The sequence below is a fragment of the Lysobacter sp. 5GHs7-4 genome (assembly GCF_021284765.1).
Classification (GTDB): Bacteria; Pseudomonadota; Gammaproteobacteria; order Xanthomonadales; family Xanthomonadaceae; genus Lysobacter.
The window spans coordinates 2,610,885-2,629,020 of the sequence record NZ_CP089924.1 but is presented as its reverse complement, the minus strand read 5'-3'; the positions used below and the strand labels follow the sequence as shown (position 1 = coordinate 2,629,020).

The following is an 18,136-nucleotide window of genomic DNA, read 5'->3' as shown; positions in this document are numbered from 1 at the left end:
AAGCTCGCGGGCGGCCCAAAGCCGCGCTCAGGCGTCGGAGGCCTCGGCCGCTTCCAGCGTGTTCTGCATCAGCGTGGCGACCGTCATCGGGCCGACGCCGCCCGGTACCGGGGTGATCCAGCTGGCGCGCTGGGCGGCTTGCGCGAAGCCGACGTCGCCGACCAGGCGGCCGTCGTCGAGGCGGTTGATGCCCACGTCGATCACCACCGCGCCCGGCTTGACCCATTCGCCCGGGATCAGCTGCGGGCGGCCCACCGCCACCACCAGGATGTCGGCGCCGCGCACCGAGGCTTCCAGCACTTCGGGCGGGGTGAACTTGTGGCAGCTGGTGACGGTGCAGCCGGCGATCAGCAGCTCCAGCGCCATCGGCCGGCCGACGTGGTTGCTGACGCCGACGATGGTCGCGCTCTGCCCGCGCACTGGGCGGTCGGTGTAGGCCAGCAGCGTGGTGATGCCGCGCGGCGTGCACGGACGCAGGCCGAACTGGCGCAGCGCCAGGTGGCCGACGTTTTCCGGATGGAAGCCGTCGACGTCCTTGCGCGGGTCGATGCGGTGGATCAGCGCGGTGCCGTCGCGGCGATCCGGCAGCGGCAGCTGCACCAGGATGCCGTGCACGTCCGGATCGGCGTTGAGGCGGTCGACCAGGGCCAGCAGTTCGGCGTCGCTGGTGCTGGCCGGCAGGTCGTAATCGATCGCGCGGATGCCGACCTTTTGCGCGGCGCGGCGCTTGTTCTTGACGTAGACGCTGGAGGCCGGGTCGTTGCCGACCAGGACCACGGCCAGGCCGGGGCGCGACTGGCCGGCCGCCACGCGCGCGTCGACCCGGGCCTTGAGATTGTCGAGCAGGTCCTCGGCGATGCGCTTGCCGTCGAGGATGCGGGCCGGAGTCGGGGCGGACGTCATGAGGCGGGATTGGCGTCGGGTGCTGGGCCGCGCATTATCCCCCATTCACGCCACACCGGCCGAGATGCCATGAACGAAATCGATCACGACACCATCGCCATCGAGGCGGCCGCGTTCCGGCGCCTGCGCCAGCACCTGATGCAGGACCGGCCGGAGGTACAGAACATCGACCTGATGATCCTGGCCGGTTTCTGCCGCAACTGCCTGGCCGACTGGTACCGCGACGGCGCGCAGGCGCGCGGCATCGCCATGACCCGCGACGAGGCGCGCGAGGCGGTCTACGGCCAGCCGTTCGCGCAGTGGAAGGCGCAGCACCAGACCGAGGCCACGCCCGAGCAGTTGGCGGCGTTCGAGGCCGCGCAGCGCGCGCATCCGCGATGAGCGCGGCGCCCACGCGCATCAACCTGGCCAGCGACAACGTGGTCGGCGCCAGCGCCGCGGTGCTGGACGCGATCGTGCGCGCCAACGCCGACGCCGAGCCGTCCTACGGCGCCGACCGCTACTGCGCGCAGGCCGAAGCCGCTCTGGCGCAGGTGTTCGAACGCGAGCTGCAGGTCTGCCTGACCGCCACCGGCACGGCCGCCAATGCGCTGGCGCTGGCCGCGCTGTGCACGCCCTGGGGCGCGGTGCTGTGCCATGCCGAGAGCCACATCCTGGAAGACGAATGCGGCGCGCCGGAGTTCTACAGCGGCGGCGCCAAGCTGATCGGCATCGCCGGTGTCGCCGGCAAGATCACCCCCGATGGCCTCAGTGACGCCCTCGCCCGCCTCAGTCCCGGCGTGGCGCGCACCGTGCAGCCGGCGGTGCTGTCGCTGTCGCAGGTGACCGAGGCCGGCACGCTGTACAGCCTGGAGGAATTGCGCGCGCTGACCGCGCTGGCGCGGCGCCACGGCCTGCGCTGTCACCTGGACGGCTCGCGCTACGCCAACGCGATGGTGGCGCTGGACTGCAGCGCCGCGGCGATGAGCTGGCAGGCCGGCTTCGACGCGGTCACCTTCGGCGCGACCAAGAACGGCGCACTGGCCTGCGAGGCGGTGCTGAGCTTCGAACCGGCGCTGACGGCGTCGCTGCCGTTCCAGCGCAAGCGCGCCGGCCACACCTTGTCCAAGAGCCGCCTGCTGGGCGCACAGATGGTCGCCTACCTGCACGACGGCCATTGGCGCGACAACGCGCGCCACGCCAATGCGATGGCGACGCGGTTGGCGGCGGGCCTGGCCGCCCTGCCCGGCGTGCGCCTGCCTTGGCCGACCCAGGCCAACGAGGTGTTCGCGCTGGTGCCGGAGGCGGTGGCGGCGCGTTGGCGCGAAGCCGGTATCGCCTGTGCGCCCTGGCTCAGTCGCGGCCTGCCCGAGGGCTGCAGCGTCGGCGACGGGCAGCGCTTCCTGCGCATGGTGACCAGCTACGCGACCACACCCGAGCAGATCGACGCGGTGATCGCGGCGGCCTAGACGCGGCCGTCGCACGGGGCCGGCGACGCTGGCTCCACGCAAGCCGCCAGGCCGGATCGGTTCGGCGCATTCGGCGGCGGCGGACGGCCCTTGCGGGACGCGTTCGACGTTGCCCATAGTGGAGTCGCTGCAACCCGTGCACGTCCAGGTATCGGCCGCGATCGGCGGCCACAGGGGGAACGCGATGGCGCTCAAGCTCTCCAAACCCGCATGGCTGGCGATGCTGGGCCTGCCGGCGATGGTCTATGCAGGCATCTGCGGGCTGATGTACGCCAAGCAGCGCGACCTGATCTATTACGGCCAGTACACGCGCGTGGACCCGGCAACCACCGACTTCGCCCTGGAACGCGAGGGCGTGCACCTGCGCGGCTGGGCGGTGAATCCGACCGCGCCGCGGCCGCTGCTGTACTTCGGCGGCAACGCCGAACGTATCGAACAGCGCCGCGACCAGCTGGCGCAACTGTTCCCCGATCGCAGCGTGTATCTGCTGGCCTACCGCGGCTTCGGCGCCAGCGACGGCCAGCCCAGCGAGGCGGCGCTGTTCGGCGACGCGCTGAGTTTCTACGACCGCGTGCGCGCCGCGCATCCGGGCCAGGCCATCGACGTGATCGGCTGCAGCCTGGGCAGCGGCGTGGCCAGCCACGTCGCCTCGCAGCGGCCGGTGGCGCGCCTGGCCCTGGTCACGCCGTTCGACAGCCTGGCCTCGGTCGCGCAGTCGCACTACCCCTTGCTGCCGGTGGGCTGGCTGGTGCGCGACCGCTTCGAGTCGGCGCGCTGGCTGGCCGGCTATCGCGGCCCGACCCTGGTGCTGCGCGCGGGCCTGGACCAGGTGATCCCGGCCGGCAACACCGACCGCCTGATCGCGGCGCTGGCGACGCCGCCGCGCGTGGTCGCGCTGGCGCAGGCCGATCACAGCAGCATCGGCGCGGAGCCCGCGTTCGAGCAGGCGCTGCGCGAGTTCTTCGCCGCCCCCGACGCGGGCGGCTAACCGCCCGGCGCGGGCGTGGCCGCCGGCCGCGCGGGACAGCGCTGCATGCCTTCAGGTATCGGCAAGGAGCAGACCTCGCAGCAATTGCGCGGCGGCGCCAGATTCGGCGCCGGCGTGGTCGGCGTCATGGTCTTGAGCTTGAGCAACGCCGCCCAGTCCTGGCGGTTGAAGCTGCAGCCCTGGGCATGACCGGGCCGACAGTCGGCGGCCCCGGCGGCGCGGCGCGGCAGCGCCCATAGCAGGCCGCTGCTGTTGAGGTTGAGTTCGCGCAGGGTCACGCCCTGCAGCACGTTGCCGCCGACCAGATAGAGCTTGCCGCCGTCGATGCTGGCGGCGATGTCGCAGTGCATGTTCAAGGCGCCCGCGTCGCGATCCAGGAACGCCTTCAAGCCGGCATGACCGAACGTCGTCGAGGAGGCGCGCACGAAGCACAGCAGGTCGCCGGGCGCGGGCGCGGTGGTGTCGGGGTCGGCGAAGGTGTACGGACTGCTATCGGGATGCAGGTAGGCGTCGCGCACGTAGTCGATGTGGCTGGCCGAGGCGCGGAAGTTGGGCACGCCGGCGCGGTTCATCACGTAGGACACGAACACCGCCGACCACGGGTTGTCGATCAGGAAGGCGCGGCACGACGCGTTGGCCGCGCGCATCTGCTCGGGATCGGCGGCGGGCGAATAGCCGCATTCGGCGGCGCCGGCGAAGCTGCTCATCTGCCACAGCAGGCCGCTGCCCTTCCAATAGTCGGCGACGCGGCGCCAGGCCTGCGTGCTGCCGTCGCTCAGGCGCGAGTTCTCGGCCTCGGCGACGGTGGTGCTGGCCAGGCGGCCGTCGCTGTCGATGAAGGCCTGGAACCACAGCGCGTTTTCCTGGCAGGCGATCGCGGCGACGCGGGCGGCGTAACTGTCGGGGCCGGGGGACGGAACGCAGACGCCGCCGGCCTGCGCGGGGGGCGTCGCCAACGCCAGTAGCAGCCACAGCGCTATCGTCACCCACCCTGCCCGCATGCGTCGCTCCATCGTCCGTCCCCGATGCAAGGAACGTCGCACAGTCGGTGTGTCGGCCGTTTTCACATCGCGGCGCGCTTCAAGGCACGGCGCAGAAGGCCTGGTAGTCGATATAGCCGGGGAATGGCACACCCGGTGCGCACACCGCGCAGCCCGGATCGGGGCGCAGGCGGGTTTCGCGGAAGCGCATGGCCAGCGCGTCGAAGTGCAGCAATCGCCCGCTCAAGGGCTGGCCCGCGCCCAGGATCAGCTTGATCGCCTCGGTCGCCTGCAGCAGGCCGATCACGCCGGGCAACACGCCCAGCACGCCGGCCTCGGCGCAATTGGGCGCGGCCTCCGGCGGCGGCGGCTCCGGAAACAGGCAGCGGTAGCACGGCGCGTGGCCGCGCTGGCGCCCGGCGTCGAACACGCTGGTCTGGCCTTCGAAGCGGTGCACCGCGCCGTAGACCAGCGGCTTGCCCAGCTTCACGCAGGCGTCGTTGAGCAGGTAGCGCACCGGGAAATTGTCGGCGCCGTCGACGACCACGTCGGCGTCGGCGATCAGACGCTCGACGTTGCCCGAGTCGATGCGCTCGGCAAACGCCAGCACGTCGAGGTGGGGATTCAGCGCCGTCAGCGCGATCCGCGCCGACTCGACCTTGGGCGTGCCGATGCGCGCTTCGGTATGCAGGATCTGGCGCTGCAGGTTGCTGCGGTCGACACGGTCGTCGTCGGCCAGCACCAGGGTGCCGATGCCCGCGGCGGCCAGATAGTAGGCCGCCGGCGATCCCAGCCCGCCAGCGCCGACCAGGGCCACGCGCGCGGCCTGCAGGCGGCGCTGGCCGGCCTCGCCGACTTCGGGCAGGCGCAGATGGCGCGAATAGCGGTCGTAGAAGTCGGCATCGGCGTCGGGCGGCGCCAGTGGCAGGCCCTCGGCGATCCAGCGCGCGGTACCGCCATCGACCGAGGCCACGCGCGTGTAGCCGGCGTCGAGCAGAGCCTGCGCGGCCAGCAGCGAGCGCGCACCGGATTGGCAGATCAGCAGCACCTCGGTGGCGGCGTCGGCGATGCTGGCGCGCGGGTCGGTTTCCAGTTCCGTACGGGCCACGCCCAGCGCGTGCTCGGCGCGGCCGGCGGCGCGCTCGACGGCCTCGCGCACGTCGATCAGCAAGGCGCCTGCACGTTGCCGGCGCAGCGCTTCGGCGGGAGTGATGCGTTCGATGCTCATGCGGCGATTATCCGCCTTCGCGCCGGCGCTGTGCGGCGGCACCGGCGACGCTGCGTTGCGCGCGTCAGTACGGCAGCACCTCGACCACGGCGCCAGCGGCCAGTGTGCGCGGCCCTTCCTCGATCACGATCAGGGCATTGGACTCGGCGGCCGCGCGCAGGCGGTGCGAGCCGGTGGCGGGATTGGGGTCGGCGTACAGCGCGCCGTCCTCGCCCGCCGACAGGCGCGCGCGGATGAACTCGCGGCGCACATGGGTCTTGTCGATGGCGTCGGTGAGGCGCGCGCGCCAGCGCGGGCGCGGTTCCTGGCGCCCCTGTAGGCCGTCGATCAGGGCGCGCCCGAAGGTCAGGTAGGTCGCCATCACCGACACCGGATTGCCCGGCAGGCCGAGGAAGCGCGCCTGGTCCAGACTGCCGAACAGCAGCGGCATGCCGGGCTTCATGCGCACCTTCCAGAAATGCGTGCGTCCGAACGCGGCCAGCACCGCCGGCACGTGGTCCTTCTCGCCGGCCGAGACCGCGCCGCAGGTCAGGATCAGGTCGAAGGCGCAGGCGGCGTCGCGCAGCGCGATTTCGACCTGGCGCGGGTCGTCTGGCAGGCGCGGCCACGCGGTCGGCTCCAGGCCGTCGGCGCGCAGCAGCCCCATCAACAGGTCGCGGTTGCTGTCGTGGATCTGGCCGGGGCCCAACGGCAGCCCGGGTTCGATCAGCTCGTCGCCGGTGGTGAACACCGCCACCGTCGGGCGGCGCGCCACCGTCAGCGACGGCAGCCCCAGGGACGCGGCCAGGGACACGCGCGCGGGTGTGAGCGCCTGCCCCGCATGCAGCACGCGGTCGCCGAGGCGCACGTCCTCGCCGGCGTAGCGCACGTTGGCGCCGCGCGGGGTGTCGGTCGGGATACGCACGCGCTCGCCTTCCAGGCTCACGTTTTCCTTGATCGCGACCGTATCGGCACCGGCCGGCAGCGGCGCGCCGGTGGTGATGCGCAGGCATTCGCCGATGGCCAGCGCCGGCGCCAGCGCGGCGCCCGCGAACTGCTCGCCGGCCAGGCGCAGGCCGGCGCCGGTGCCGAGCAGGTCGGCGTGGCGGAAGGCGTAGCCGTCCATCGCGCTGTTGTCGAACGGCGGCAGCGCCAGCGGCGCGTCCACGTCCTGCGCCAGCACGCGGCCGTGGCTGCGCGGCAGGGCCAGGGTTTCGGTGTCCAGACGGTGCGCGGCGGCGACCTCGGCGACGATGGCGAGCGCCTCGTCGAAGCTCAGGCCGGTCGGAAACTCGTGCATGTCTTCAGTCGCATAGTGGCGCGTCGATACCGGCCGCGGCCAGATCCTCGCGCGTGTTGAGATTGCCGAAGCGTAGGCCATCGCAGCGCACGCGCGCCATGCCCAGTTCGGTCTGCAAGGCCTGCACGGAGAGTCGGCCGTGAGCGAGCGCCTGCGCCAGCACGGGCCGCAGCGCCACCACGCGCCACAGCGCGAACAACGGCTGCACGCCGTCGGCGTCGATCGCGCAGGCGCCGTGCGCACCCGCGACGCTCAGGCGCGCGAGCAGATCCTCGGGCGGGTCCAGCGCGTCCACCGGCAGGGTCAGCAGCCAGGGCGTGGCGCAGGCGGTCGCCAGCGCCTGCAATCCACCCAGCGGGCCGAGGTCCGGGCGCAGGTCGGGCACGGCGCGCAGGCCGTGTGCGGCGTAACGGTCGGGATCGCGATTGGCGCTGACCAGCACGGCGCTGGCCTGGGCCGCGTAGCGCTGGGCCAGCGACAGCACCTGCGGCTGGCCGTCGCGCAACAGCCAGGCCTTGTCGAGCCCGCCCAGGCGGCTGGCGCGGCCACCGGCTAGCAGGCCTAGGGTCAGGTCGGAGGGCGGGATGGCGGTGGTGGGCGCAGCGGCTTGCATGACGTCGGAACCAGAGGCTTCGGATGGCTGCGTTGCGGCGGGTCTGCTGATGAGACTACCGGCTGAAGCTACTGGATCCGCGCCTTCGCGGGGATGACGGATCGGGGCGTCGATGCAAGCTTGGTTCGATGCTGTTCTTCGTGGCCGGACGAGGCTGCGGCAGTACCGGCTGAAGTCACTGGATCCCCGCCTTCGCGGGGATGACGGATCGGGGTGTCACGGAGACGACCCACCACCAAAGCCGTGCGCAAAGCGCACGGCGCGCCAGCTCACTTGCCGCGCTTCACATGCCGGATCAGACGGCGCTTCTTCGCCACCTGCTTCTCGGTCAGCACGTTCTTCTTGCCCTCGTAAGGGTTGTTGCCTTCCTTGAAGATGAAACGCACCGGCGTGCCGACCAGCTTGAAGCGCTTGCGGAAGAAGTTCTCCAGATAGCGCTTGTAGCTGTCGGCCAGGGTGCGCAGGCGCGTGCCGTGGACGACGAAGGTGGGCGGATTGCTGGCCGCGGGATGGGCGTAGCGCAGCTTGGCGACGTGGCCGCGCACCACCGGCGGCGGGTTGGTTTCGTAGGCGATTTCCAGGGCCTTGGTGACCTCGGCGGTGGCGAACTCGCGGGTCGCCGAATCGTGCGCGCGGTGCACGGCCTTGAACAGCTCGCGCATGCCGGAGCCGTGCTTGGCGCTGATGCGCACCGCTTCGGCCCAGTCGACGAAGGCCAGCTTGCGCACCAGCAGCGCCTCGGTCTGTTGGCGCTGGTAGTCGGTCTGCCCGTCCCACTTGTTGACCGCCACCACCAACGCGCGGCCGGCGTCCAGCGCATAGCCCAGCACGCTGGCGTCCTGGTCGGTCACGCCCTCGCCCGCGTCCAGCATCACCACCGCGACCTGGCACTGCTCGATCGCCTGCAGGGTCTTGATGATGGAGAACTTTTCCACCGCCTCGTCGACGCGCGACTTGCGGCGCAGGCCGGCGGTGTCGATCAGCCGGTACAGGCGACCGTCGCGTTCCATGTCGATGGCGACCGAATCGCGGGTAGTGCCCGGCACTTCGGAGGCGATCATGCGTTCCTCGCCGAGCAGGCGATTGACCAGGGTCGACTTGCCGACGTTGGGGCGGCCGATGAAGGCCACACGGATGCGCGAGGGATCGCTGTCGAGTTCGGTCTGAGTGCCCTCTTCCGGCAGCTTGGACAGCACTTCCTCGAGCAGGCGGTCGATGCCCTGCCGGTGCGCCGAAGACACCGCCACGCGGTCGGCGAAGCCGTAGCGGGCGAAGTCGTTGAGCGCGGCCTGGACGTCGATGCCGTCGGTCTTGTTGACCACCAACAGGGTCGGACGCGCGGTCTTGCGCAGCCACTTGAGGATGTCGTCGTCCAAGGCCGAGGCGCCTTCGCGGCCGTCGACGATGAACAGCACCAGGTCGGCCTCTTCGGCGGCGGCGCGCGCCTGGCGCGCGGTCGCGCCGGCCAGGCCCTCGTCCTCGCCGGCGATGCCACCGGTGTCGACCACCGCGAACGGGCGCAGGCCCTCGGGGCGGCAGACGCCGTAGTGACGGTCGCGCGTGACGCCGGGCTGGTCGTGGACCAGGGCGTCGCGGCTGCGCGTGAGCGCGTTGAACAAGGTGGATTTTCCGACGTTGGGGCGGCCAACGAGGGCAACTAACGGAAGCATGAGACGAAACCGAAAAAGGAACGGAAGGGGACCGGGCGGAACGCCGCCGCGATACGGAATACGGGGCCGGCGCCCGCGAGCGCGGAGCTGCGACAGGCCGCCATAGTGCCAGAGCGCCCGCGACGGCGCCTTCGGCGGCCGGATGGCGGGCCGGGGTCACCGCGTGGCGGCGCCCGCGAACCGGTGCCGGCGCGGGCCGGCGACAGGCTGGGGATCAAACGAACGGCCCGGCTCGGCGATCAGCCGATCCGGGCCGCGGGTACCACTGGGTCGCCGCAACCGGGCGGCCGCGCAGGCCGCTCCGGAGCGCGACGCGACGCCTTACTGCAGCTTGAACGCGGTCAGTTCGCCTTCGACGTTCTGCACCACCAGCACGCCATCGGAGACCACCGGCGCGGCGCGCAGGGCCTTGCCGCCGACGCGCTGACGCGCGGCGAACTCGCCGTTGTCGAGCTTCAGCCAGTGCACGTAGCCGTCGAAATCGCCGACCACCGCATAGTCGCCCTGCACCGCGGCGCCGGTGACGTTGCGGCGGGCCAGGCCGGCCTGCTGCCACATCGCGCTGCCGCCGGCCTTGTCCAGACCGAACACGGTGCCGGTGGGGTCGGTGACCACCAGGCGGTCGGCGCTGACGCCGATGCGGCCGGCACCGCCGTGCTCGCTGCTCCACATCGGGCGGCCGCTGGGACCGTCGATGGCCAGGGTCTGCTTCTTGAAGCTGCTGGCGTACAGCGTGCTGCCTTCCAGCACCGGGGTGCCGTCGATGTCGGCCATGCGGTCCAGCTCGGTGCGGCCTTCGGCCTGCGCCACGGCCTGCTCCCACATCGGGCGGCCGTCGGTGGCCGACAGGGCCACCACGCTGCCGTCGTCGTTGCCGACGAACACGAAGCCCGGGCCCAGCACCGGCGAGTCGTTGCCGCGCACCGACAGCATCGGCACGTCGCGGGTCCAGAACCAGCGGCGCTCGCCGCTGGCGGCGTCGAACGCGCTCAGACGGCCGTCGTTGGAGCGCACGAACACCATGCCCATGCCAATCGCCGGCGCGGCGATGACTTCGTTGCCGACCTTGGCGCGCCACTTTTCGGCGCCGCTGGCGGCGTCGAGCGCGATCACCTCGCCCTCCAGGCTGCCGATCACGACCAGGCCTTCGCCCACGCCGGGACCGCCGGACAGACGGATGTCCTTGTCCTTCTTGCCGCTGTCCTCGCCCTGCTGACGCATGGGCTGGTAGTCCCACACGGTCTTGCCGGTCTGCAGGTCGTATGCGTGCACACCGCCTTCGATGGCTGCTGCGTAAACGCGGCCGTCGGCGATCACCGGGCCCTGGCGCACACCCATGCGGTCCTCGCCCTTGCCGGCCTGCGCCGACCACAGCTTGGCGACGTTGGCGGTGGGGGTGATGTCGGTCAGCTCGACCGGTTCGTTGGGCTTGCCGTCGTCCTTCTTGCCGCCGCCGAACCAGCCCTTGACGGTGGAGCAGCCGGCCAGCGCGAAGGCGCACAACAGAACGGCGGTGGCATGCTTCGTAGTAGCGCGAACCACAGTGCGGCTGGGGGTCATGGCAACCTTCATCAAGACTTGGCCTCGGGCTTGACCGGCGTGCCGCCGGCTTCGGTGAGCTTGAGTTCGAGCAGGCGACGCTGCGGCGACGCCACGTCGAGCTTGGTCATGGCCTGCGTGTACGCTTCCTGCGCCTTGGCGCGCTGGCCCAGGGCCAGTTGGGCGTCGCCGCGCACCGCGATCGCGCTGGGCGTGGCGGCGTTGGTCAGCAGCTTGAGCGCGGCGTCGGCCTGCTTGGCGTCGATCAGCAGACGCGCCAGACGCAGGTTCACGATCTCGGCGATCGCGGCGTCGTCGCTCTTGATCGAACGCAGCGTGGCGATCGCGGCATCGCGCTGATTGGCCGTCACCTGCGACTGCGCCAGGCGCAGCGCGGCGAGCGTGTGGTAGGTGTTCTGACCCAGCGCCTTGACCTTGGCCTCGGCGCCCTTGTCCTTGGCTTCGATCGCGTCGACCGCGGCCTGGTACTGGTTGGCGATCTGGGTCTGCTGCTGCGCCTGATGGTTCTCCCACCACTTCCAGCCGCCGATCGCGGCCAGACCCAGGGCGATGCCGCCGATCAGTCCGGCGCCGTTGCGGCGCAGCCATTCGAGTACGCGTTCGCTTTGTTCGTGTTCGTCAGCTAGATCGTCGATCGCCATCGTTCGTCTCGCCCCGCCGACCGGCTGGAGCCCAAAGGAATAAAACCGGCCCGCGCTGCGGGCCAGTGTGGGACATGCCTATCGGGGCATGCGCAGACCCGCGTCGCGGGTCAGTCGGAGACCGGCGCGAGGGAACCGTCAGAGGATAGCGTAAAGCGCGCGACGTTCGCGCGGCTGAACGGCGCCAGATCGACGGGTTGGCCCGCCTGCTGCACCTGCACCGCGGAGGAGTTGCCCAACACCACGCGTGCGACTTCGCCGGCGGCGTAGTCGCGGCGCTGGCCCGCACCGAGCAGGCCCTGTTCCAGGGTGCTGCCGTCGGCGGCGTAGACCTGCACCCAGCTGTCGCCGGTGAAGTTCAGCGACAAGGCGTTGCGCTGCGCGGCGGCGGCCGGCAGCGGCGCCATCGAGGCGATCAGCGGCGTGCGCTGCGGCGGCGCGGCGGGTTCGGCGGCGGGCGCGGCGCCCGCGGCCAGCGATGCGGCCGGCACGTCCAGCGACTGCACCGCCAGGTTGCTGTCCAGGTGCGGACGCGTGGCCAGCCAGACCGGCACCGCGATGGCGGCGGTCAGCACGATGTAGATCGCGCGGCGGGTGGCCTGTTCGAACACGCGGCGGTAGCGCGGCGTGTGGGTGTGGCTGACCAGTTGCGACGGCGCCAGTTGGGCGACGGCGACGCGGTCGAGTTCGGGTTCCAGATCCACGCCGAGCAGGCGCGCGTAGCTGCGCAGCTGACCGCGCACGAACACCGGCGCGCCGATGCGCTCCAGGTCGTTCTCTTCCAAGGCCTGGACCACGCGGGTCGGCATCTTAAGACGTGCGGACACGTCCGCATGCGACAGGCCGGCCTGTTCGCGCGCGAGTTTCAAGCGCGCGCCACAGTTCCCCCCGCCGTCAGGCGCGACTTCGTTAGAAAGCATCATCGCTTACCGTCATCCCCTGTCCCGGAGCCCTGCGCGTCAGGGAACTCCGCCCGTAGACGCTGAACGTATCTTGCGGCGGCTGCCATGTCGCCGAGTTTTTGTTCGATTTGTGACGCAAGCACAAGCGCATCCGGGTCTGCCGGAGCGGCAGCCAGCCTGCGTTCAGAAAAGGCCCGTGCCTCGAAGGCGTTGCCCTTCTGCAGTTCGATCCGCGCCAGCCCACCCAGGGCCAAGGCGTTGTTGGCGTCCAGGGCCAACGCGGTGCGCAGGTCGCGTTCGGCGCGTTCGCTTTGGCCGGCGCTGGCGGCGCAGCTGCCGGCATTGGCCAGGGCGGCGCTGGGCGTGGCGTAGCTGCTGTCGGCCAGGGCGCGCTCGAACCAGCTCAGCGATTCGGCGGCGCGGCCGCTGGCGCACAGCCAGGTGCCGTAGTTGTTGAGGTAGGCGCCGCGCTCGGGGGCGAGGTCGACGGCCTTCTTGTAGTGCTGCCCGGCGCCGGCCATGTCGCCGCGGCGTTCGGCCACCGCCCCCAGGATGGTCAGGGCATCGGCCGAGTGCGCGTCGGCCTTCAGCGCCAGGCGGGCGTCGCGGTCGGCGCCGTCCAGGTCGCCGTTGCGCAACGCGGCCTGGGCCAGCTGCACGCGCGTGCGCGCGGAGGCGGCGTCCTTGCTGCGCTTGTCGTCGCGGACTTTGTAGTCCGGTCCGGTGTGCTCGTAATTGGTCTTGTCGAAATTGGGCCGGACGAAGGTCAGGCGCTTGCAACCGCTCAACAGGCTCAGGCCCAGTACCGCGACCGTCGCCAGCACCGCTGCCCTCGCCCACGTCGCGCGCGCATCAAGCGGCATCGCCCAATCCTTGAGATTCGAGTTTCTTACGGAATTCGGCCTGGCGCCGGGTCCGGTCCATGACCTGCCCCTTGAGCTGGCCGCAGGCGGCGTCGATGTCGTCGCCGCGCGTGCGCCGCACCGGCGCGATCATGCCGGCGTCGTTGAGCAGCTTCTGGAACGCGCGGATCGAGGCGTCGTCCGGGCGCTGGAAACGCGTGCCCGGGAACGGGTTGAACGGGATCAGGTTGACCTTGGCCGCGTCCTTCATCTGCACCGCGTTGTCGAACTGGCGCAGCAGGCGCAGCAATTGGCGGGCGTGCTGGGGCTGGTCGTTGACGCCCTTCATCAGGGTGTATTCGAACGTGACCGAGGTGCCGCGCTTGCGCAACGCGTAGCGCACGCAGGCTTCCATCAGCTGCGCGATCGGGTACTTCTTGTTGAGCGGCACCAGCTCGCTGCGCAGCTCGTCGTTGGCCGCATGCAGCGACACCGCCAGCGAGACGTCGCTGACCTCGCCCAGCTTGTCGATCATTGGCACCATGCCGGCGGTCGACAGGGTCACGCGCTTGTTGGCCAGGCCGTAGCCCAGGTCGTCGCGCATGATGCTCATCGCGCGCACGACGTTGTCGAAATTCGCCAGCGGCTCGCCCATGCCCATCATCACCACGTTGGTGAGCTTGCGCTGCTGGTGCGGGACGTTGCCGAGGTGACGCGCCGCCACCCAGACCTGGCCGATGATCTCGGCGGTCGACAGGTTGCGGTTGAAGCCCTGGGTCGCGGTGGAGCAGAACTGGCAGTTCAGCGCGCAGCCGACCTGCGAGGACACGCACAGCGTGCCGCGGCCCTTGTCGGGGATGTAGACCGTCTCGATCGCGTTCTTCGGGTCCATGCCCAGCAGCCACTTGTGGGTGCCGTCGGCGGAGGCCTTGTCGAAGATCACCTGCGGCACGTGCACCTGCGCGTGCTGCTCGAGCTTGGCGCGCAGCGCCTTGCCCAGGTCGGTCATGTCGTTGAAGTCGGTGACGTAGCGGTGGTGGATCCACTTCATCACCTGGTGCGCGCGGAAGCGCTTCTCGCCCAGGGTCTGCTCGAAGAAATCTTCCAGCGCGACGCGGTCGAGATCGAACAGGTTGGTCTTGCTGGGATCGAAGGCGACGAAGACGGGCACGCCCGCCTGCGTCGCCGCGATCGCGGCACCGTCGCCGGTGCCGTCGCTGCCGGGAGCCTGCGCGCTAGCGGGCGCCGCCGACACCGGCGCGGCGCCGGCGTGCGGAAGTTCGTTCGCGTTGGCGCGCAACTCGTTCACGGCGGTTCAGCGCGCGTAGACGTCGGTGGCCGGGAAGAAGTACGCGATCTCGATCGCGGCGTTCTCCAGGCTGTCGGAACCGTGCACGGCGTTGGCGTCGATGCTGTCGGCGAAGTCGGCGCGGATGGTGCCCGGCGCTGCGTCCTTCGGATTGGTCGCGCCCATCAGTTCGCGGTGCTTGAGCACGGCGTTCTCGCCCTGCAGCGCCTGGATCACCACCGGGCCGCTGATCATGAACTCGACCAGCGCGGCGAAGAACGGACGCTCGCGGTGCACGGCGTAGAAGCCTTCGGCTTCCTGCTTCGAGAGGTGCTTCATCTTGGAGGCGACGACCTTGAGGCCGGCCTTCTCGAAACGCGTGTAGATCTCACCGATGACGTTCTTGGCGACGGCGTCGGGCTTGATGATGGACAGGGTGCGCTCCAGCGCCATGGAAATTCTCCGGGTAGGCGGGCCGCTGCTGCTTCCTTGCGAGGGGCCCGAGAATAACAGAAAACCCGCGACAGGACGCGGGTTTAGCCAATATGGCTACGGTAATTCTACCGGATCGGTCAGCCGATTTGCACGGTTGTGCTGAAAATCCGTTGACGATCCGGTCGGGCCGGGACTACGATCAAACAAGCGTTTGATTCAGTCCACCCGGGAGCCCCATGGCCGCCACCGCCCACTTCTCCACCAAGGACCGCATTCTCGGCGCCGCCGAGGAGCTGTTCGCCCAGTTCGGCTTCACCGGCACGTCGCTGCGCCAGGTGACCAGCCGCGCCGACGTCAACATCGCCGCGGTCAACTACCACTTCGGCAGCAAGGAAAACCTGGTCAACGAGGTGTTCCGCCGCCGCATGGACGACATGAGCCGGCAGCGCCTGAGCGCCCTGCAGGAGGCCGTGCAGCAGCATCCGGGCGAGCTGGAGCCGATCCTGGCGGCGTTCGTGGAACCGGCCCTGGCGCTGGCCCAGGACCGTCACGGCGGCGCCGCCTTCGTGCGCGTGGTCGCCCGCGCCTACGCCGAGAAGAACGACAGCCTGCGCAAGTTCCTGTCCGACCACTACGGCCACGTGCTGCGCGAGTTCGCCAAGGCGATCGCGGCCGCGGTGCCCGGCTTGAGCAAGGAAGAGCTGTACTGGCGCCTGGACTTCCTGGCCGGCGCGCTGACCTACGCCATGGCCGACTTCGGCCTGATCAAGCGACCCGCCGGTGTCACCGAGGCGGCGCATCGTGAGCGCGCCGGCCGCGAGCTGATCCGTTTCGCCGCCGCCGGCTTCAAGAGCTGAGCCGGCGCGCAACGCCCTTTCCTATCGCGCCCGGGCGACCCCATCGGTCGGCACCCCGCCCGCTCCCGCCTGCGGCGCAGCGACATAAATGCAATTAATCCAAGGAGTTGTAGACGATGTCTAATAATTTACTTGTCCGTCGGGTCGCGGTCCTGGGCGCCGGCGTCATGGGCGCGCAGATCGCCGCGCACCTGACCAACGCCGGCGTCGACACGGTGCTGTTCGACCTGCCGGCCAAGGAGGGCGACCCCAACGGCATCGTCGCCAAGGCGATCGCCAACCTGGGCAAGCTCAGCCCCGCTCCGCTCGCCGCCAAGGGCCTGGCCGAGCGCATCGGCGCGGCCAATTACGAGACCGGCCTGGAACAGCTGCGCGACTGCGACCTGATCATCGAGGCCATCGCCGAGCGCATGGACTGGAAGCAGGACCTGTACAAGAAGATCGCGCCGTTCGTGGCCGCGCACACCGTGCTGGCTTCCAACACCTCCGGCCTGGGCATCAACAAGCTGGCCGAGGTGCTGCCCGAGGAGCTGCGCCACCGCTTCCTGGGCGTGCATTTCTTCAACCCGCCGCGCTACATGCACCTGGCCGAGCTGATCCCGGCGCGCAGCACCGACGCCAGCGTGTTGGAAGGCCTGGAAACCTTCCTGACCACCACCCTGGGCAAGGGCGTGGTGATCGCCAAGGACACCCCGAACTTCATCGGCAACCGCATCGGCGTGTTCTCGATGCTGGCCGCGATGCACCACACCGAGCAGTTCGGCCTGGGCTTCGACACCGTCGACGCCCTGACCGGCCCGGCGATCGGCCGCCCCAAGTCGGCGACCTACCGCACCGCGGACGTGGTCGGCCTGGACACCATGGCCCACGTCATCAAGACCATGGCCGACACCCTGCCCGAGGACCCGTGGCACGCCTACTTCAAGGCGCCCAAGTGGCTGGCGGCGCTGATCGAGAAGGGCGCGCTGGGCCAGAAGACCGGCGCCGGCGTGTACACCAAGCGCGGCAAAGACATCCTGGTGCTGGACCTGAAGGCGCAGGATTACCGCGTCTCGGCCGGCGAGCTCGACGCCGACGTGGCGGCGCTGCTGAAGGAGCGCGACCCGGCCAAGAAGTTCGCCGCCTTGCGCGCCAGCGAGCATCCGCAGGCGCAGTTCCTGTGGGCGGTGTTCCGCGACAGCTTCCACTACAGCGCGTTCCATCTTGAGGCTATCGCCGACACCGCGCGCGACATCGACTTCGCGATGCGCTGGGGCTACGGCTGGTCGCTGGGTCCGTTCGAGACCTGGCAGGCCGCGGGCTGGAAGCAGGTCGCCGACTGGATCGCCGAGGACATCGTCGCCGGCAAGGCGATGGCGCCCGCGCCGTTGCCGAACTGGGTGTTCGACGGCCGCGACGGCGTGCACGGCAGCGACGGCAGCTACAGCCCGGGCCGCAACGCCAAGGTCGCGCGCTCGTCCAATCCGGTCTACGCGCGCCAACGCTTCCCCGACGCGCTGCTCGGCGAGAAGTTCTCGCAGGGCCAGACCGTGTTCGAGAACGACGGCATCCGCCTGTGGGCCGACGACGGCGACGACATCGCGGTGATCAGCTTCAAGACCAAGATGCACACGGTCAACGACCACGTGCTCAACGGCATCCAGGAAGCGATCGGCATCGCCGAGAAGAAGTTCAAGGGCGTGGTGATCTGGCAGTCCAAGGAGCCGTTCTCGGCCGGCGCCGACCTGTCCGGTGCGCTGGGCCTGCTGCAGGCCGGCGACCTCAAGGGCTTCGAGGCCATGGTCGCCAACTTCCAGGCCACCAGCCAGCGCATCAAGTACGCGCTGGTGCCGGTGGTCGCGGCGGTGCGCGGCCTGGCCCTGGGCGGCGGCTGCGAGTTCCAGATGCACGCGGCCAAGTCGGTGTTCGCGCTGGAAAGCTACATCGGCCTGGTCGAGGCCGGCGTCGGCCTGCTGCCGGCCGGCGGCGGACTGAAGGAGTTCGCGGTGCGCGCGTCCGACGCGGCCGGTCCGGGCGGCGACGTGTTCGCCCAGCTCAAGACCGCGTTCGAATCCGTGGCCATGGGCAAGGTCTCGACCTCGGCCTTCGAGGCGCGCGAGCTCAAGCTGGCGCGCGACGGCGACGCGGTGGTGTTCAACGCCTACGAACTGCTGCACGTGGCCAAGGCCCAGGCCCGCGCCCTGGCCGAAAGCGGCTACCGCCCGCCCCTGCCCGGCCGCCGCGTCCAGGTCGCCGGCGACGTCGGCATCGCGACCTTCAAGATGCTGCTGGTCAACATGCTGGAAGGCCGCTTCATCTCCCCGCACGACTACGAGATCGCCAGCCGCATCGCCACCGTGATCTGCGGCGGCGAAGTCGACCGCGGCGCGCTGGTCGACGAGGAATGGCTGCTCAAGCTGGAGCGCGAGCACTTCGTCGCGCTGGCGCAGATGCCCAAGACGCAGGAGCGCATCGCGCACATGCTCAAGACCGGCAAGCCGCTCCGTAACTAAGCGCCGACGA

Annotated in this window: 17 protein-coding genes; 5 read left to right on the top strand and 12 right to left on the bottom strand. The window is 70.4% G+C overall.

All coding sequences use genetic code 11. The features are described 5' to 3' along the window. Positions 1–27: 27 nt before the first annotated feature. Positions 28–903 carry a bifunctional methylenetetrahydrofolate dehydrogenase/methenyltetrahydrofolate cyclohydrolase FolD gene (folD, locus tag LVB77_RS11930; protein ID WP_232906331.1) on the bottom strand — a complete coding sequence of 292 codons (876 nt, stop codon included), beginning with the start codon at positions 901–903 and terminating at the stop codon, positions 28–30. A gap of 69 nt (positions 904–972) precedes the next feature. On the opposite strand from folD, the gene LVB77_RS11925 reads away from it, so the two are divergent. The 3 genes from LVB77_RS11925 to LVB77_RS11915 all read left to right on the top strand — a co-directional run bounded on the left by LVB77_RS11925 (position 973) and on the right by LVB77_RS11915 (position 3,339). Further along, a complete protein-coding gene (locus LVB77_RS11925) occupies positions 973–1,284 on the top strand; it encodes a DUF1244 domain-containing protein (RefSeq protein ID WP_232906330.1) in 312 nt (103 codons plus the stop codon). Then, positions 1,281–2,351 carry a beta-eliminating lyase-related protein gene (locus tag LVB77_RS11920; protein ID WP_232906329.1) on the top strand — a complete coding sequence of 357 codons (1,071 nt, stop codon included), beginning with the start codon at positions 1,281–1,283 and terminating at the stop codon, positions 2,349–2,351. Before LVB77_RS11925 ends, LVB77_RS11920 begins: the two co-directional genes overlap by 4 nt. Before the next feature lie 184 nt (positions 2,352–2,535). After that, the gene (locus LVB77_RS11915; protein ID WP_232906328.1) at positions 2,536–3,339 is read left to right on the top strand and encodes an alpha/beta fold hydrolase; all 804 of its coding nucleotides are present in this window, start codon (positions 2,536–2,538) and stop codon (positions 3,337–3,339) included. On the opposite strand, the gene LVB77_RS11910 is transcribed toward LVB77_RS11915, so the two are convergent. The 11 genes from LVB77_RS11910 to ndk form a co-directional block, all read right to left on the bottom strand. Then, positions 3,336–4,340 carry a DUF2272 domain-containing protein gene (locus LVB77_RS11910; protein WP_232906327.1) on the bottom strand — a complete coding sequence of 335 codons (1,005 nt, stop codon included), beginning with the start codon at positions 4,338–4,340 and terminating at the stop codon, positions 3,336–3,338. The two genes, LVB77_RS11915 and LVB77_RS11910, sit on opposite strands and share 4 nt — an antisense overlap. Before the next feature lie 79 nt (positions 4,341–4,419). Further along, positions 4,420–5,547, bottom strand: coding sequence for a molybdopterin-synthase adenylyltransferase MoeB (moeB, locus tag LVB77_RS11905; protein ID WP_232906326.1), 1,128 nt, complete (start codon positions 5,545–5,547; stop codon positions 4,420–4,422). Positions 5,548–5,611: 64 nt separating this feature from the next. Next, entirely contained in the window at positions 5,612–6,826 is a 1,215-nt protein-coding gene (gene glp / locus LVB77_RS11900; protein WP_232906325.1) for a gephyrin-like molybdotransferase Glp, read from the bottom strand. 4 nt (positions 6,827–6,830) lie between these two features. Continuing rightward, entirely contained in the window at positions 6,831–7,439 is a 609-nt protein-coding gene (locus LVB77_RS11895; RefSeq protein WP_232906324.1) for an NTP transferase domain-containing protein, read from the bottom strand. Between the two features lie 269 nt (positions 7,440–7,708). Next, positions 7,709–9,109 carry a ribosome biogenesis GTPase Der gene (der, locus tag LVB77_RS11890; RefSeq protein WP_232906323.1) on the bottom strand — a complete coding sequence of 467 codons (1,401 nt, stop codon included), beginning with the start codon at positions 9,107–9,109 and terminating at the stop codon, positions 7,709–7,711. A gap of 321 nt (positions 9,110–9,430) precedes the next feature. Beyond that, on the bottom strand, positions 9,431–10,669 hold the full coding sequence (bamB, locus tag LVB77_RS11885) for an outer membrane protein assembly factor BamB (protein ID WP_232906322.1): 1,239 nt from the start codon (positions 10,667–10,669) through the stop codon (positions 9,431–9,433). An 11-nt stretch (positions 10,670–10,680) separates the two neighbouring features. Continuing rightward, entirely contained in the window at positions 10,681–11,310 is a 630-nt protein-coding gene (locus LVB77_RS11880) for a tetratricopeptide repeat protein (protein WP_232906321.1), read from the bottom strand. 110 nt (positions 11,311–11,420) lie between these two features. Then, on the bottom strand, positions 11,421–12,230 hold the full coding sequence (locus LVB77_RS11875) for a helix-turn-helix domain-containing protein (protein ID WP_232910270.1): 810 nt from the start codon (positions 12,228–12,230) through the stop codon (positions 11,421–11,423). Continuing rightward, positions 12,230–13,075: a type IV pilus biogenesis/stability protein PilW gene (gene pilW, locus LVB77_RS11870; protein WP_232906320.1), complete on the bottom strand. Its 846-nt coding sequence runs from the start codon at positions 13,073–13,075 to the stop codon at positions 12,230–12,232. Before pilW ends, LVB77_RS11875 begins: the two co-directional genes overlap by 1 nt. Next, positions 13,065–14,246, bottom strand: coding sequence for a 23S rRNA (adenine(2503)-C(2))-methyltransferase RlmN (rlmN, locus tag LVB77_RS11865; protein WP_232910269.1), 1,182 nt, complete (start codon positions 14,244–14,246; stop codon positions 13,065–13,067). Before rlmN ends, pilW begins: the two co-directional genes overlap by 11 nt. A gap of 123 nt (positions 14,247–14,369) precedes the next feature. Continuing rightward, a complete protein-coding gene (gene ndk / locus LVB77_RS11860; protein ID WP_078995781.1) occupies positions 14,370–14,795 on the bottom strand; it encodes a nucleoside-diphosphate kinase in 426 nt (141 codons plus the stop codon). A 218-nt stretch (positions 14,796–15,013) separates the two neighbouring features. Between ndk and LVB77_RS11855 the strand changes: the two genes are divergently transcribed. Beyond that, the gene (locus tag LVB77_RS11855) at positions 15,014–15,634 is read left to right on the top strand and encodes a TetR family transcriptional regulator (RefSeq protein WP_232906319.1); all 621 of its coding nucleotides are present in this window, start codon (positions 15,014–15,016) and stop codon (positions 15,632–15,634) included. Between the two features lie 116 nt (positions 15,635–15,750). Further along, on the top strand, positions 15,751–18,126 hold the full coding sequence (locus LVB77_RS11850) for a 3-hydroxyacyl-CoA dehydrogenase/enoyl-CoA hydratase family protein (RefSeq protein ID WP_232906318.1): 2,376 nt from the start codon (positions 15,751–15,753) through the stop codon (positions 18,124–18,126). Positions 18,127–18,136: the final 10 nt, after the last annotated feature.

Excerpts from the sequence above, each read along its gene's own strand:
- folD (WP_232906331.1), bottom strand. The coding sequence starts at position 903 with ATGACGTCCGCCCCGACTCCGGCCCGCATCCTCGACGGCAAGCGCATC.
- LVB77_RS11925 (WP_232906330.1), top strand. The coding sequence starts at position 973 with ATGAACGAAATCGATCACGACACCATCGCCATCGAGGCGGCCGCGTTC.
- LVB77_RS11920 (WP_232906329.1), top strand. The coding sequence starts at position 1,281 with ATGAGCGCGGCGCCCACGCGCATCAACCTGGCCAGCGACAACGTGGTC.
- LVB77_RS11915 (WP_232906328.1), top strand. The coding sequence starts at position 2,536 with ATGGCGCTCAAGCTCTCCAAACCCGCATGGCTGGCGATGCTGGGCCTG.
- LVB77_RS11910 (WP_232906327.1), bottom strand. The coding sequence starts at position 4,340 with ATGCGGGCAGGGTGGGTGACGATAGCGCTGTGGCTGCTACTGGCGTTG.
- moeB (WP_232906326.1), bottom strand. The coding sequence starts at position 5,547 with ATGAGCATCGAACGCATCACTCCCGCCGAAGCGCTGCGCCGGCAACGT.
- glp (WP_232906325.1), bottom strand. The coding sequence starts at position 6,826 with ATGCACGAGTTTCCGACCGGCCTGAGCTTCGACGAGGCGCTCGCCATC.
- LVB77_RS11895 (WP_232906324.1), bottom strand. The coding sequence starts at position 7,439 with ATGCAAGCCGCTGCGCCCACCACCGCCATCCCGCCCTCCGACCTGACC.
- der (WP_232906323.1), bottom strand. The coding sequence starts at position 9,109 with ATGCTTCCGTTAGTTGCCCTCGTTGGCCGCCCCAACGTCGGAAAATCC.
- bamB (WP_232906322.1), bottom strand. The coding sequence starts at position 10,669 with ATGACCCCCAGCCGCACTGTGGTTCGCGCTACTACGAAGCATGCCACC.
- LVB77_RS11880 (WP_232906321.1), bottom strand. The coding sequence starts at position 11,310 with ATGGCGATCGACGATCTAGCTGACGAACACGAACAAAGCGAACGCGTA.
- LVB77_RS11875 (WP_232910270.1), bottom strand. The coding sequence starts at position 12,230 with ATGCTTTCTAACGAAGTCGCGCCTGACGGCGGGGGGAACTGTGGCGCG.
- pilW (WP_232906320.1), bottom strand. The coding sequence starts at position 13,075 with ATGCCGCTTGATGCGCGCGCGACGTGGGCGAGGGCAGCGGTGCTGGCG.
- ndk (WP_078995781.1), bottom strand. The coding sequence starts at position 14,795 with ATGGCGCTGGAGCGCACCCTGTCCATCATCAAGCCCGACGCCGTCGCC.
- LVB77_RS11855 (WP_232906319.1), top strand. The coding sequence starts at position 15,014 with ATGGCCGCCACCGCCCACTTCTCCACCAAGGACCGCATTCTCGGCGCC.
- LVB77_RS11850 (WP_232906318.1), top strand. The coding sequence starts at position 15,751 with ATGTCTAATAATTTACTTGTCCGTCGGGTCGCGGTCCTGGGCGCCGGC.